A 15245-nucleotide genomic window follows, 5' to 3' on the forward strand; every position below is an offset into this window, starting at 1 on the left:
CGGTCAGGACTGAGTAGCCGATGCGCTCCTCGACGGCCGAACGGACCAACTCTTCTGAGTTCCGGAGAACACGTCGATTCGAGTTCAGCGGCTCCAGGGATACCCGTTCTGTTCCGTTCTGTGTCCCGGTTTCATCGCCCGCCGGTGTCGAGATCTGGACGGCCGACCCGAGACGTTTCATCATCCGTATCGCACCCGGTGATTGCGTCCGCTCGTCGCTCGAGGAGCCGATTTCTGCATACGAGAACATCCGAATATCCGGGATCGGATCGATTCGCAACTGTACCGTCGAACGACCGCTCGATCGACCGATTTCCGGCGACCCCGCTGTCCGCTGCGAACTGAGTCGACGATGCCCGAACGCCTCGCAATTTCCCCGTGAATCACAGCCGGTCCCTCGCTGCGTGAACGGGAGTTCGGTCTCCGAACATTCTGAGGCAGAGAACGTCCGATTCGTGGGCAGTTTATATGGTTCGCGGAATAGAACGATCATTCGTCCGACCGGTCGAACGGGATTTACATCTGTATGGCCGTAAACGGACGCTACACGTGCATCCTCGTGATTCAGCGGTCTCGTGCGGCGTGTTCCTAAGGGATTCTGCTATGGAGAACAGGTGAGCGGCGGAGTTCTATCATCGTCGGTTACCAGCCCCCTCCCACGCTGTTTCAATCGTCTCCATCGTTTCGACCGATCGAATCCGTTCATGAGAACGAACATGCCAACACCGCATCGGTGTCGTTGACGCCGATGACGGGACGGTCCCGCGCTTCCCCGATCGAACGATTCGGCCCTGTCCGCGCCCGAGAGCAACGGTTCGATCCCGTTCTCGTCCGCGACGTGTCGGTTCGTCGTCTCGCCGTCCCCCGTCTCGAACGCCCAACTCTCCTCGAAGTCGAACTTCTCGTAGCACGCGATCGTTCCGTCGGCGTCGGCGATGGTGCTGTTGGTACGGATGCATCCCGTGCGCGCCTTCGCACGACGATCCACGATCAAGATTGGCCGGGTCCTGGTCCGTTCGACGAACTCGGACGGCCTGTCTGCGAATCGACGCCTCTGCCCGGTACGATATTCCGTCCCATAAACTTATTATTTGTCGGACGATACCACGGTTCATGGTACACGAAGTGGCGAGTATCCCGGGAGACGGTATCGGACCGGAAGTCATCGATGCGGTACAACCGGTCTTCGACGACGTCTCGGAACGGTTCGGGTTCCACCTCGAACTGGTCCGGTACGATTGGGGTTCTGAACGATATCTCGAGAGCGGTTCGATGATGCCCGACGACGGACTCGACGAACTTGCGGGCTACGACGCAATTCTGCTCGGCGCGGTCGGCCACCCCGACGTCCCCGACCACGTGACGCTGAACAATCTTCTCCTCCCGATTCGAAAGGGTTTCGACCAGGCTATCTGTAAGCGGCCGGCGATCCTCTTCGACGGCGTCGAGAGCCCGCTCGAGGGGTATAACGGCGGCGACATCGATTTCGTCGTGTACCGCGAGAACACCGAAGGGGAGTACGCCGATATGGGCGGTCAGGAACACCCCGGCCACGGCCACGAGGTCGCGGTCCAGAGCGCGGTGTTCACGCGAACCGGGACCGAGCGGATCGTACGAGCCGCGTTCGAGGCCGCGACCGAGCGCGAGGGACGGGTGACCAGTATCACGAAATCAAACGCGCAGGCCCACAGCATGGTATTCTGGGATCAGATCGTCGAGGACGTCTCGGCCGAGTACCCGGACGTGACGGTCGAGCGGCTGCTCGTCGACGCCGCGAGCATGGACTTTATCCGTCGACCGGAGGAGTTCGACATCGTCGTCGCGTCGAATCTCTTCGGCGACATCCTGACCGATATCGGGGCGATTATCACCGGGAGCATGGGGCTCGCCCCGTCGGCCAACATCAACGTCTCAGGAGAGTATCCGTCCATGTTCGAGCCGGTTCACGGAAGCGCGCCCGATATCGTCGGCGACGGCGTCGCGAACCCGCTCGCAACGATTCTCTCCGCCGCGATGTTATTTGACCACCTCGGCGAAACCGAGGCCGGAGATGCGGTCTGGAGCGCCGTCACCGATCAGCTAGCGGATTCGGACGCGCCCCGGACACCGGATCTGGGCGGGTCCGCAGCGACGGCGCAGGTGGTCGCGGATCTTCGCACCCGACTCTAACGTTGATTCCGAAACGGATACTGACGAACGGCGACTCACTTCTCATACATCCGTAACATTCAATTCGATCCCTGAAGAGCAATAGGTATGACCGAGCGCACGGAGCTCGACCAACTATACGTCCACGAATCGGTCGAAAACGTCATTCCCCGAGACGCGTTCGTCGATGCGTTCGACGAGGTATCGATCCCCGCCGAACTCGTCGGCGACGGTCGCGAGTACGACGCGTCCGACGCGGTAGCGACGTACGCACCGCGACCGGAGTTCCTGGACGCGGGGTGGGTCCACTGCATTCGCGCCGGCTACGACGAGTTCGATACCGACGCGTACGACGCGGCCGGCGTGGCACTCACGAACAGTTCCGGCATTCACGGCTCGACGGTCGGCGAACTCGCGCTCACCTTCATGCTCTCGCTTGCCCGTTTAGGTCACCGCTACCGCGATCACCAGAACGAGCGAAACTGGTGGGAGCCGCCGTACGATCGCCCGTTCACGATCGAGAACGAACGCGTCTGCGTCGTCGGCCTCGGGACCATCGGCGAAGCGATCGCGACTCGCTGTGACGCCCTCGGCATGGACGTCGTCGGAGTTCGACGCTCCGACGAACCGGTACCGGGCGTCTCCGAACTCTTCGACCCCGATCGCCTCCACGATGCGATCGAGAACGCTCGCTTCGTCGTTCTCACGGTCCCGCACACGCCGGAGACCGAGGGACTGCTGAGTGACGAGGAGTTCGCGGCGATGCGAGACGACGCCTCGGTCATCAACGTCGCTCGCGGTCCCGTCGTCGACGAGGAGGCGCTCGTCGCGGCGATCAGGAACGACCGGATCGCGGGTGCGGGACTCGACGTGTTCGAGACGGAACCGCTCCCGGACGACTCGCCCCTCTGGGACCTCGATGAAGTCATCATCTCTCCCCACAAGGGATCCGCGACGAATCGGTACCACCTCGATATCGCCGATCTAGTCGTGGAGAACGTACGGCGGTACCAATCGGGTGATATCCTGAAGAACCGCGTCGCCTGACGGCGACGAGACCGAGTACGACCGACCTGCTCGAGATGGTGACGACGAGGTTTCCTTCCTCGTGCAGGAGTAGGCGTCTCCAGTCCATCGATGGCTCGACACGAACGCGGGACGCCGGGGGAGTACGTCAGCGAGCGGTCCCGTTTCGCGTTCGTCGATTTTATCGTCAATTCAGATATTTTCCCACACCAACACGGATCGTAATAATATGGGAGTCACCCTCTAGTGACATGCGTTCCTATTTACCAACTTCAGGAATAAAGATACTACCGAGTGTGCCGGTACGGACCGTGTATCGACAGGTATCGGCGGCGGATCCGAAGTGTGCTCGCGATCGAACTCGTCCCGATAACCTATAAGGGAGCCGATTCATACCAACGTATGGTCACGATTGCGAATCGGACCGCACTCGAACGGACGCCGGCGCACGCACTCGCCCTCGACTGCCTCGTCGTCGGAATGGAGGCCGCACATCCGGAAGCGATCGTCGAGGAGACGGTGTCGGTACGCGATGGGCTGCTCCGCATCGACTGCGAGTTCGACGACGAGTCGGCCGAGTACGATCTGAGGCGGTACGAGCGGGTTTTCGTCGTCGGCGGTGGTAACGCGGCCGGTCACTTCGCGCGGACGTTGGAGGAGGTCAGTGGATCGTGGATAACCGAAGGGGTGGTCGTCACCGACGACCCGGCCGGCGCGTCGGTCGTCGAAGAGTTGGACGGCGATCACCCGATTCCGAGCAAGCGCGGCGTCCGCGGCGCCAAGCGCGTCCTCGACGTCGCCGAACGCGCCGGTGACGACGATCTCGTCCTCGCCTGCGTTACCGGCGGCGGGAGCGCGCTGCTTCCGGCTCCGGTCGAGCCGCTTTCGCTCGCGGACCTGCAGGCGGTGACGGAGTCGCTGCTCCGCTGTGGTGCCTCGATCGACGAGATCAACGCCGTTCGGAAACACTGCTCGGCGATCAAGGGCGGCAAGCTCGCCCGCGCCGCGTCACCGGCGACGGTCGTGACCCTCGTCATGAGCGACGTCATCGGCGACGATCTCGGCGTGATCGCGAGCGGCCCGACCGCACCCGATCCGACGACGTACGCGGACGCACTCGACGTGCTGGCTCGGTACGAACTGTCCGCCTCCGAGTCGGTGACGTCGTACCTAGAGGAGGGCGACCGCGGAGTGCATCCAGAAACCGTCAAACCGACCGATCCGCTGTTGGAGACGGTCAGCTTCCACATCCTCGGGAGTGGACGGACCGCGATCGACGCGGCTCGCGCGGTCGCCTCGGAGCGCGGGTACACACCCCTCGTGCTCTCCGCTCGCGTGCGCGGAGAGGCGAGCGACGCGGCGATCACGCACGTCGCGATCGCCGAGGAGTGTCACGTCAGTGGGGAACCGGTGTCCCCGCCCGCAGTGCTTATCTCCGGCGGCGAAACGACGGTTACACTCGCGGACGATCACGGAAGCGGTGGCCCGAACCAAGAGTTCGTTCTAGGCGGGGCGGTGGAACTCGACGTGGACGATATCGTGGTCGCGAGCGTGGACACCGACGGGATCGACGGTGCGACCGAGGTCGCCGGCGCGATCGCGGCCCCGCCGGAGATTCCGAGCGAGGAGGGACGTACTGCGCTGGCGCGCAACGACGCGCGTCCACTCTTGGAGGACGCCGAGTCGATCGTCCGCACCGGACCGACCGGCACGAACGTCAACGATCTCCGCGTTCTCGTCGTCAGTGACGACTCGAACGCGTGATCGCACCCGCCACCGTCCCACCCACCCTTCTCGTGGGTGTGTTTGACAGACACAGAGTTTATCATTATTGATGTCGCAGTTACTCGTAATGGCTGTTGAGAAGCCCACCGGTGGCCTCCGAAACTACGAGGAGTTCCGCGATGAACTCGAGCACGATCACGACGACGTCCGCGAGTACGCGTCTCTCGCGGACGATCTCCGCTCGGTTGTCGAGGGCGAGGTCCGCTTCGACGAATACGCGCAGGTATTGTATGCGACCGACGGCAGTATCTATCAGGCACGACCCGCGGGTGCCGTTCTCCCCCGCGATGTCGAAGACGTGCGCAACGCCGTGCGCGTTGCGGCCGACCACGACGTTCCGGTTATCGCGCGCGGGGCGGGGTCGTCGCTGGGCGGGCAGACGGTGGGGCCGGGGTGCGTCGTGCTCGACATGACGACCTACATGGACGACATCCTCGAGGTCGACGTCGACCGGCAGCGGGCGCGCGTCCAACCGGGCGTCGTTCAGGATCACTTCGACGAACACCTCGAGCAGTACGGACTCAAGTTCGCACCCGACCCCGCCTCGTCGAACCGGGCGACGATCGGTGGCGGCATCGGGAACAACTCGACCGGTGCGCACTCGGTCCGGTACGGCATCACCGACGCCTACACCGAGGCACTGACGGTCGTCCTCGCCGACGGCTCGCTCATCCGCACCCGCGATGTCGTCCTCGATTCCGAGGAGTGGGACGAGATCACGTCGAAAGACGACCGCGAGGCGGCGATCTACCGAACCGTGCGCGCTCTCGTCGAGGAGAACGCCGACGAGATCGAACGGCGCTATCCGGAGCTCAAGCGCAACGTCTCCGGTTACAACCTCAACAAGGTGACCTACGAGAACGAGGCCGGCGAGGACGTCCTCAACCTCACGAAGCTGCTCGTCGGCGCCGAATCGACCCTCGGCGTGGTCGTCGAAGCCGAACTCAGCCTCGTGACCCTGCCCGAGGAGACGGCGCTCGTCCTCTACTGCTTCGAGGACCTGATCGACGCGCTCGAAGCGGTCCCCGAGGCCCTCGAGTTCGAGCCCGGTGCCGTGGAACTGATGGACGACGAACTGTTCCGGCTCGCCCGCGAGTCCGAACAGTTCTCCCGCTACGAGGAACCGATCCCCGACGAGACGGCGGCGGCGCTGATGCTGGAGTACGACTCCGAGCTCCACGACGACTTCGAGGCGGCGATCGGGCGGACGAACGCCCACTTCGTCGACGAGGGGGACGCCTTCGAGGCGATGGAAGCGTACAGCGATGAGGACCAGGCGAAGCTCTGGAAGCTCCGCAAGGCAGCTATTCCGCTGTTAATGAGTCTCGAGGGCGACCCGAAGCCGTACCCGTTCATCGAGGACGCGACGGTGCCGCCCGCTGAACTCGCCGACTACGTCGAGAAGTTCATGGACGTCCTCGAAGACCACGACACCTCCGCAGCCTATTTCGCGCACGCTGGGAGCGGAACGCTGCACATTCGCCCAATCCTTACTCTGAAGGACGAAGTGGGGATCGAGACGATGCAGTCGATCACCGAGGACGTGACCGATCTCGTCCTCGACCACGACGGGTCGTTCTCCGGGGAGCACGGCGACGGGCTCGCGCGGACGGCGTTCAACCCGAAGATGTACGGCAAGGACCTCTGGGCGGCCTTTCAGGAGGTCAAGTCCGCCTTTGATCCCGACTGGCGAATGAACCCGGGAAAGGTCGTCTATACCGACAAGGCGCCGACCGACATGCGCGAGAACCTGCGGTACGGGAATACCTACACCTCGATCGAGCCCCGGACGAAGCTGGACTTCTCCGACGAGGGCGGGTTCGCGCACCTGGTGGAGCTGTGTAACGGCTGCGGGACTTGCCGGCAGACCGACGACGTGATGTGTCCGACCTACCGCGGGATGAAAGACGAAATCGCGACGACCCGCGGCCGGGCGAATATGCTCCGGGCGGCCATTTCCGGTGAACTCCCCGAGGAAGAGATGTACACCGAGCGGTTCCAGAAGGAAGTGCTCGACCTCTGTGTCGGCTGTAAGGGCTGCAAGAGCGACTGCCCGACCGGTGTCGACATGGCGAAGCTCAAGGCCGAGACCAAGTACCACTACTACGAGCGCGAGGGCGTTGGACTGCGAGAGCGCCTGTTTGGAAACATCGACACGCTTTCGCGACTCGGAAGCGCGCTCGCGCCGCTCTCGAACGTCGGGCAGAAGCTCCCCGGGAGCGGTCTCATAATGGAGCACGTCGCCGGCATCGCGCCCGAACGGGAGCTCCCGACGTTCCGGCGGGAGTCCCTGCAGGACTGGTTTGCGAAACGCGGACCGCGGGTGAGCCCGGAGGAAGCCGACCGAAAGGTCGTACTGTTTCCCGATACGTACACGAACTACAGCTACCCCCGACCCGGGAAGGCCGCCGTGCGCGTGCTCGAGTCGGCCGGCGTCCACGTCGAAATCCCCGAGGTCGTCGCCCCTAGCGGCCGAGCGGCGTACTCGGTCGGCATGCTCGACGCCGCCGAAGAGCGCGCCCGGAGGAACGTCGACCTATTCACCGGGTACATCGAAGACGGCTACGAGATCATCGCCGTCGAACCGTCCGACGCGGTGGCGTTTCAAGACGAGTACCTCGATCTGATGCCGACGGCAGACGCGGAGCGGGTCGGTGCGCATGCATATGGAATCAGCGAGTTCATAGATACATACCGCCTCGTCGAGCAGCTCCCGCTCGACGAGACGGACGAAACCCTCGCGTACCACGGCCACTGCCATCAGAAGGCGACCGGCAAGGACCACCACGCCGTCGGCGTGCTTCGGCGGGCGGGATACGCGGTCGATCCGATCGAGTCCAGCTGCTGTGGCATGGCCGGCTCGTTCGGGTACGAGGCCGAACACTACGACCTCTCGAAGGCGATCGGCGAGCGGCTCCACGAGAAGTTAGACGACAGCGACGGCACGCCGGTCGCGCCGGGGGCGTCTTGCCGGAGCCAGATCGGCGACCGAGAGACTCGAGACGAGCGGCCGCCTCACCCGATCGAGAAGGTGAACGAACTGCTCACGGCGCGAGGCTCGTAGCTCGTCCGCATCGATTCCGTGTGAACGTTTCTGCGAGACGGGCGCAATAGTAACCGGCGGCGGTTGCTTTCGCATCCAGGCGACCGATGTCCGGATCATGCGGCGCTCGGGTCGCTAGTCTCCGGCGACATGGACGAGAGGGGTACGGGCCAGCGAAAACGGGGAAACAGAACGGCGGTCCTCGATGGCTAGAAGACCTCGAAGATCGACGGTAGCACGTCGGGCATGACGTACACGAAGACCATCGTCCAGAAGCCGACGAAGGCCGCGTAGTAGACCAGCGGAATCAGGTTCAGTCGCATGACCCGTCCCTCCTGGCCGACCAGGCCGACGGTCGCGAGCGCGGCGACGATGTTGTGGATCGCGATGAGGTTTCCGATCGCGCCGCCGACGGCTTGCCCGCCGACGATCAGCTGCGTCGGGAGGCCGAGTTCCGACGCCGCTTCGAACTGGAACGCGCCGAAGGTGATGTTGGAAGTGGTGTTCGATCCCGTCATGGCCGCAGCGAGGGCACCGATCAACGCCGCAATGGCGGGATAGACCGGTCCGAACGCGTTCGCCGTCGCGACCGCGAGCACCTCGATCATGCTCCCGACCGCGGGCGCGCCTGGAGCTTCACCGGACAGGAGCATCACTTGCACCATCGCGATGACGAATACGAGCGCGATAAACGGCGCCACGATCTTCTCGCCGGCCTCGCGCCAGGCGTTGCTGATCTGTCCGCCGCTCATGCCGAACAACGGGATGGCGACGAGCGCGCTGACGACCAGCCACATCCCGGGTGCGTGTCCCCACGCGATCGCCGCACTGTGAGGGGTTCCCAAGATGCTCGACCACTCGATGACGAACAGCGAACTATTGAAGAACTCCGTGATGGGATCGAACACACGCGTGACGACCAGCAACACGACGAGGAAGAGGTACGGCGACCAGGCCTTCAACAGCGTCATCGATTGCCCGCCGTCAGCCGCGGCCGCGGTTCCGGAAGCGGCCCCGGTGCCGGCGCCGTTCTCGCCCGGTTCGATCGTGCCGACCCAGGAACTGGGCCACTCCTCGCGGGGCGGGAAGTCCCACTCCTCCTCTGGGAGGAAGTAACCGGCCCTGAGCGTCGGGACGACGATCGCGGCGCCGACCATGGATCCGATCAGCGACGGGAACTCGGCGGTGAGAAACCAGGCCGACAGCCAATAAGGGATCGCGAACGAGATCCCCGCGAACAGACACAGCGGCCAGACGTCAACGGCCGGCTGGATCGAGCGTTCCTCACCGAAGAAGTACACGACCATTCCGACCGCGAACAGCGGCATGACGAAGCCGACCAGCGCGTGGTAGGTCGCCGCCCACGCGGCCACCTGGACCGAGTACTCCGCGACCGTCATCCCCTGGGACGAGATGGCTTCCTGCGTGAACGAGACGCTCGACAGCGGTTCCTGAATACCGACGATGATCGGCGTGCCGACCGCGCCGTAGGTCACGGCGATGATGTGTCCGATAATGGCCGCGATCACGGCCGCGAGCGCCGGGAAACCGAGCGCGAGCAACAACGGGGCGACGACCGCCGCGGGCGTCCCGAACCCGGCGGCCCCTTCGATGAACGTCGCAAGCAGGAACCCGAGGAGGACGACCTGCACGCGGCGATCATCCGAGATCGTTGCGAAACCCTGATTGATCCGCTCGAACGCGCCGGCCTGCATCAGCGTATAGAGCAGGGCGAGCGCGCCGAAGACGATCCAGAGGATCTCGAGGGCCGTCATCACCCCGACGATCGACGCGGCCGCGAGATAGTCTGGCGGGTTGTTCCACACGACGTAGCCGACGCCGAGCGCGACCAGCCAGGCGATCGGCATCGCACGCGTCGCCGGCCATAACAACCCGACGATCAACACGGCGACGATAAGCAGCGGCAACGCCGCGGCAACGATCTCGACTACCATCGCCCGCCCGCCTCCGCAGAACGGGTCGAAGCCGTTGTTGTCCGCCCGATACCCGGATTTACGTCTAGTGATACCACAGGTGGCTTGGACATTGGAAGCACCCCACACTCTCATATCATAATGGTATTAATAAAAATGAGGGTTATCAACTCGATCAACGATCGAATGTGTGAACCATCGATCCTGGTTAAATATAATTCTGAGTTGGCACCAGTGGCAAAACGGAGAATGGGATTTCGTCTAGTTTAGGGCCTGATATAATATGTCTGTGTGATGGCTATTCTCCCGCTGTATGTCACAGTAGTGTGCGAGTAATTCAAGTAATTCACTGCCGCCCACCTGACTGCTCACCCCCGGAGTGTAGAAGCGGTCACCCGTATTTGAGGGTGTGAACCCACCATCGATTAGGATCTATCGACAGAGTTGAACTGATCGCATAGCCCTGTTCGGGCAATCGAAGCCACCTAGCCGTAGCCATCGCTGAGAAATACAGTTTCGATGGGATCGTAGTTCTCAATCATCTCTGGAGAACTACGGCTGTGGGACCGTTGTCTCGCCGTCTAAAGACTGCCACAGTACCGGTCAGTAGTGCTTCGATTTGTATTGTAGAGTCATCTCACGACCATCCATCGCTGATCCAGGCAATTTGTTTATAGAAACAGCAAGACGGCGGTATTTGCCTTGCAGTTCTGTGAACTACCCCACCCTACTCGCGCGCTTACGCTCGCTCCGTGAGTGGAGCGCGAGACCTTCGGTCTCACGGACCGTGCGAACGGGTGCTTCGCGCCCGTGAGAGATGGGGGTTCTGATTTCACGACAGCGTCAGACGCAGTCTGATAGCGCGCCAGGCGTCGTCTGGCGAAGTGCTTTGCAGGAACTGACGTGGTTCCCGCAGGGAGCACAGTCTCTACAGGCGTTCGAAAATCTTCGATTTCTGGGGACGCTGTATCCCCTCCCAGCTCGCGCCTCTGGCGCTCGCTGAGGAAGGGTTCCTAGCGCCTCAATCCAGATTCGTAGTCACGGGTTGCTGACGAGTTCACGTGCGATCGAGAACCGTCGTCGGCTGTTCCCACGGACGATGCAGTCAGTGGAACGGACGACCGGCAAGTCCGCTGAAGAACAGTTCTCAATTGCCGGCGGTAATCCTTTCGTCGGCAGCAGCGATAATCCGTTGGAAGACCTCGTCTGACGAGAACCGACATGGACGACTGAGCCGGGCTGCAGGAGCGTCGCTTCTTGAGTGCTCGACGGCATCCCGCATTACTTCTCGCGGTTCTTTCGTCCCGACGGTTGATCGATCGTCATCTCTCCTCACTCGCCTTTGTCGTCTCGAGGGTGCAGCCTGTGTCTACGCTCAGTCAGAATGGGCTGTTACAGAGGAGTTCATTCGGGTTCCCTATCTAGAGAGCGATTCGTGTCGTTGGATCGATGTCTTTCGATCCTATCCGGGGTTGATTAACTGTTCAGTGGGTATATAATCGGACCGGTTGAGAACGCAGCCAGTCCTACAGACTAGGGTAAATCGAGACAGACGCAGCGACTCGCCATACTTCACAGACCTGTAGCGTGAGTCGTCTCGTTTTTGTCTAAGCAGGGTTCTCGGTGTGAAATCGGAAGCCGTTGCCTCAGCGGATAGTTCCAGAGAGACAGTGTCGATACGGCGGGCGTGTTGGCTAGTTCAACACACATCCAGTTACGGGCTCGAGTCGCGGATGACGTATTATATCACGTATGTTCTCACTAGTGATTTGTTCTAGTTATTTTAATCAGTAATAGAACCAAAAGGACTATGATTGACTGAACAGTCAGTTAGCACATGCAGTCCTCCGATTTACCCGTCGGAGTGGAACAGCCTCCCGAAGCCATCCGAAGTCAAGAAGGGCAACTCTCTCCGTTTGACTGGTACGCTGAGATGCGTTCTGAGACCCCGGTTCGGTTCGATGAACAACGGGAAATGTGGGACATATTCCGGTACGAGGATGTCGATCGCGTGCTCAAAGATCATGACGCGTTTACGGCTCGCCGAACTCGAGAAGACAACGAGTTCTCGAGTGACGCCGAAAACGATACGGGAATGTTTCAGACAATGATCACGGCTGATCCGCCGGAACACAACCGGCTTCGAGGATTTGTCGACGAGCGATTCCAACCGGGGTCGATCCGGGAGTATCAACCGCGAGTGGAGGCGGTGACCGAAGACGTACTGGACACGCTTGTGGGCGAGGAACAGTTCGACTTCGTCGACGAGTTTGCGATTCCGTTTCCCGTTACAGTCATCGCCGAATTATTAGACATCCCTGCCGAACGCCGTGATCAGTTCAAAGCGTGGTCGGACGCGCTCATTGCGCGGCCTAAAAACGGCACTCGGATGGAGATACAGCAGATTCAGCAGGAGCGCCAGCAGGCCCAACAGGAGATGAGAGACTACTTCGGGAAATTAGTGGCAGAGCGGCGTGGAGGCGACGGTGACGACTTTATTACGCTCGCAGCGAACGCAGAGGAACTATCCAGGGAAGAGAAAGTCGGGTTCTGTATACTCTTGCTTCTCGCGGGCAACATCACCACGACGAATCTCCTCACCAACGCGATCTGGTCCCTCGAAGAACAGGGACTGACGGATACGGTTCGTACGGGAGAGATCGGCCGTAAACAGGCCATCGAAGAGGTCCTTCGATACCGGTCTCCGGTTCAATCACTAACCCGTATTGCCATAGCGGACATCGAGCTAAACGGTAAACAGATTCAGGCCGGAGATGTCGTCACACTCTGGCTGGGAGCCGCAAACCGCGATCCGGAAGTCTTCGATGCACCCGAAGAATTTCGGCCTGAGCGGCGGCCGAACCGGCACATGGCGTTCGGAATGGGAGTTCACTTCTGTTTGGGCGCACATCTCGCACGGATGGAAGCAGACGTCGCCATGCAGCACCTGCTCGAACGCTTCGACCGGCTGGATGCGAATCTCTCGAATCTCGATCCGCTATACAGTCTATACGGTCTCAAATCGCTCCCGTGTGAAGTAAATAGAACCGCTCCGCCTGCAGAATAACTCCCTCGACGGCTTCTCGTGCTCTAGCCCACTACCACGCCGTTTCCGAGTGATCGTCGCACTAACCGGCTCCGTCTCACGCATCGTCTCATACCAAACGAACGGATCTAACTGTTGATCAGCCGGTTCAAGTCCACTGGGGAGTTCATATCGAGTTCAGAAATCTGGTTTCCCAGACGCGTTACTTCCATCTCTTTTGAGTATTCTAGCTCTTGGTCTGTTCTATGTAGACTCGCATGTCTCGTCCCCTTTTGTATTTAATACATTATATGTGAATAATGCGTTTCAACGGGGTCAGCGGTTTCTACAGCAAACCGCCGACTACTAGAAGACCAAGAGAGACGAACCCGGCCAGTGCGAAAGACAGCCACCCGTTCCGCGCAGCCTCTTCAACGCCGATCGCCTCAATCCTATCTATCAGTCGTCGGCTCGGTACGTTGGTCAAGATCGACAGGGCGATCCAGAGGCCGATCATCGTCAGGACGAGCTGGCCTCGCGCGCTGGTCAGTAAGGTGTCGCTCGCGTACCCCTCTCCGATCATGTACATTCCAGTAAAGAACATGATGAGGGGTGCTACCTTCGAGAACAGCGAGAATCTCCCCGTTAGCCGGGTGAGACCGTCCGGATCAAAGCAGCCGTCGCGTGCCGTCGGGACGACGACCGCGGCCATGAACACGGTCCAGCCAGCCCACACACCGGCGGTCATCAGGTGCACGATACGCATCGCATCGTAGAGCGTTACAGTCGCCATAGAGTCAACGATGGAGCGACCGGCCGTAGCCGTTCACTCGAACATGTTTATCCCCAGGTCGACCGACGGTGCCCTAGAAAGCGTTGGTACCACGGTTCCGCCACGCTGTGCGAATCCCCACAGCCAGCACAATTACGATGACGACGTGATAGACCACGTCCGGGACGGTACGAGGGCCGACCCCGACGATGATCGTCCAGAGTCCGACGAGCGTACCCAGAAGCGCGAACGTCTGGACACCAGCAGCGACAGTGAACGTTGAGCGCGGGCGGAGCCAGGTCGCCGCCAGCCCGGCGACTAAGACGGTCCCGATTACGCTCTCAGCGATCATCGCTTCAGAGTGCTCGTACCCTCCGACGAGTACGCCGGCGTGAATCGTGGCCGCAAGAAGAAACGATGCGGCTTCGATCCCGAGCAGTACGCGTATCGCTTCTCTCGCGGTGATTCTGTCGACCGCCTGGGTTCGGCGGTCCGGTCGATCCCCATCTCGCTTTTTGGAGGTCTCCGACGCTCCAGCATCAGACGTTTCCATGGCGAGTCGTTCGAGGTGAGACCACGTGACTGTTCGCTCGAACATGTTCGAAGCCACGTGAATAAGGTGGCGCCCCGATAACACCACTATATGCCTAGTGCTCGAGTGAAGTTCAAACCGCCTGGAGGAGAACTCGGGGGCCCCTTCCGGTTGTCGACCGAGTATCCGAACGACGAGTTTCGAATCCTGAGCGCCTCTCCCACCGAAGAGGGGTTGCTCGTCCTGCTGGAGGCGCGGATGGCTGATCCGTCGGCCGTTCTCGATCTCTTCGAGGGCGCACCGAAATCGAGGGTCCCCTCCTCCGAAGTCCTCCACGCCGACGAGGGGACGGTCCTGGTTCAGTTCCAGTTGCCGTTCGTTCCGCCGCCGTATCGCGCGCTCTTCGCCTCGGGCAACCTGCCGCAGTTTCCCTATACGATCGAAGACGGCTGGATCGTCTGTGACCTCTCCACCTCGCACGAACGCCTGTCTCGTTTCAGGGACGAGTTAGAGGAGACGGGCTTTTCGCTGGAGGTCGTCAGGATCAATCAGTCGATCGATCCGGCCGATCTCCTAACCGACCGACAGCGACGATTCGCGACTGAGGCCATCGAGCGTGGATACTACGACACCCCGCGGCAGTGTTCACTCACGGAGCTCGCAGATGAACTCGGCGTCAGCAAGTCGACGGCGAGCGTCGTACTTCACAATGCGGAAGAGACCATCGTCAAAGAGTTCTTCGCCGAGTCGATCGAGTGAACGGCAAGCACACGTCGCTACTTCCACTAGGTGAGGTTCGGAAACATGTTCGACCGAATTTTGAGGGGGAGAGCGCCCATCTGGTTCGTTGATGACTCCGAAGTCATGCCCCATCAGATCGAAATTCGGTGGTAAAGATTGCGCTGGAACGGAACCGGACGAGAATCACGGCCGTCCCGATCAGCAAGGCCCGCCTCGGTTCGTCGTCTTCGGGTTCGGAA

At 61.3% G+C, this 15245-nt stretch carries 10 protein-coding genes; 6 read left to right on the plus strand and 4 right to left on the minus strand.

All coding sequences use genetic code 11. The annotated features are described in order from the left end of the window. Positions 1-601: 601 nt before the first annotated feature. A complete protein-coding gene (locus tag C481_RS00300) occupies positions 602-988 on the minus strand; it encodes a hypothetical protein (RefSeq protein ID WP_049904264.1) in 387 nt (128 codons plus the stop codon). Positions 989-1113: 125 nt separating this feature from the next. On the opposite strand from C481_RS00300, the gene C481_RS00305 reads away from it, so the two are divergent. From C481_RS00305 to C481_RS00320, 4 genes are all read left to right on the plus strand, one after another. Beyond that, the gene (locus C481_RS00305; RefSeq protein WP_006106738.1) at positions 1114-2169 is read left to right on the plus strand and encodes an isocitrate/isopropylmalate dehydrogenase family protein; all 1056 of its coding nucleotides are present in this window, start codon (positions 1114-1116) and stop codon (positions 2167-2169) included. Positions 2170-2256: 87 nt separating this feature from the next. Further along, positions 2257-3195 carry a D-2-hydroxyacid dehydrogenase gene (ddh, locus tag C481_RS00310; protein ID WP_006106739.1) on the plus strand — a complete coding sequence of 313 codons (939 nt, stop codon included), beginning with the start codon at positions 2257-2259 and terminating at the stop codon, positions 3193-3195. Positions 3196-3576: 381 nt separating this feature from the next. Beyond that, a complete protein-coding gene (locus C481_RS00315) occupies positions 3577-4938 on the plus strand; it encodes a glycerate kinase type-2 family protein (protein WP_049904304.1) in 1362 nt (453 codons plus the stop codon). Positions 4939-5026: 88 nt separating this feature from the next. Beyond that, on the plus strand, positions 5027-8023 hold the full coding sequence (locus tag C481_RS00320; RefSeq protein ID WP_006106741.1) for an FAD-binding and (Fe-S)-binding domain-containing protein: 2997 nt from the start codon (positions 5027-5029) through the stop codon (positions 8021-8023). A 188-nt stretch (positions 8024-8211) separates the two neighbouring features. Here C481_RS00320 and C481_RS00325 read toward each other — a convergent pair whose 3' ends face one another. Further along, positions 8212-9957, minus strand: a complete 1746-nt coding sequence (locus C481_RS00325) for an L-lactate permease (RefSeq protein WP_006106742.1) — start codon at positions 9955-9957, stop codon at positions 8212-8214. Positions 9958-11773: 1816 nt separating this feature from the next. Here C481_RS00325 and C481_RS00330 point away from each other — a divergent pair. After that, on the plus strand, positions 11774-13003 hold the full coding sequence (locus C481_RS00330) for a cytochrome P450 (RefSeq protein ID WP_049904265.1): 1230 nt from the start codon (positions 11774-11776) through the stop codon (positions 13001-13003). 304 nt (positions 13004-13307) lie between these two features. Here C481_RS00330 and C481_RS00335 read toward each other — a convergent pair whose 3' ends face one another. Both C481_RS00335 and C481_RS00340 read right to left on the minus strand, forming a co-directional pair. Next, the gene (locus tag C481_RS00335; RefSeq protein ID WP_006106744.1) at positions 13308-13754 is read right to left on the minus strand and encodes a hypothetical protein; all 447 of its coding nucleotides are present in this window, start codon (positions 13752-13754) and stop codon (positions 13308-13310) included. A gap of 73 nt (positions 13755-13827) precedes the next feature. Continuing rightward, positions 13828-14286 carry a hypothetical protein gene (locus tag C481_RS00340; protein ID WP_206537164.1) on the minus strand — a complete coding sequence of 153 codons (459 nt, stop codon included), beginning with the start codon at positions 14284-14286 and terminating at the stop codon, positions 13828-13830. A 90-nt stretch (positions 14287-14376) separates the two neighbouring features. Between C481_RS00340 and C481_RS00345 the strand changes: the two genes are divergently transcribed. Continuing rightward, positions 14377-15024 carry a helix-turn-helix domain-containing protein gene (locus C481_RS00345; RefSeq protein WP_083860859.1) on the plus strand — a complete coding sequence of 216 codons (648 nt, stop codon included), beginning with the start codon at positions 14377-14379 and terminating at the stop codon, positions 15022-15024. The last annotated feature ends 221 nt before the right edge of the window (positions 15025-15245 follow it).

It is taken from the genome of Natrialba asiatica DSM 12278, from assembly GCF_000337555.1.
In the GTDB taxonomy this organism is placed as follows: Archaea; Halobacteriota; Halobacteria; order Halobacteriales; family Natrialbaceae; genus Natrialba; species Natrialba asiatica.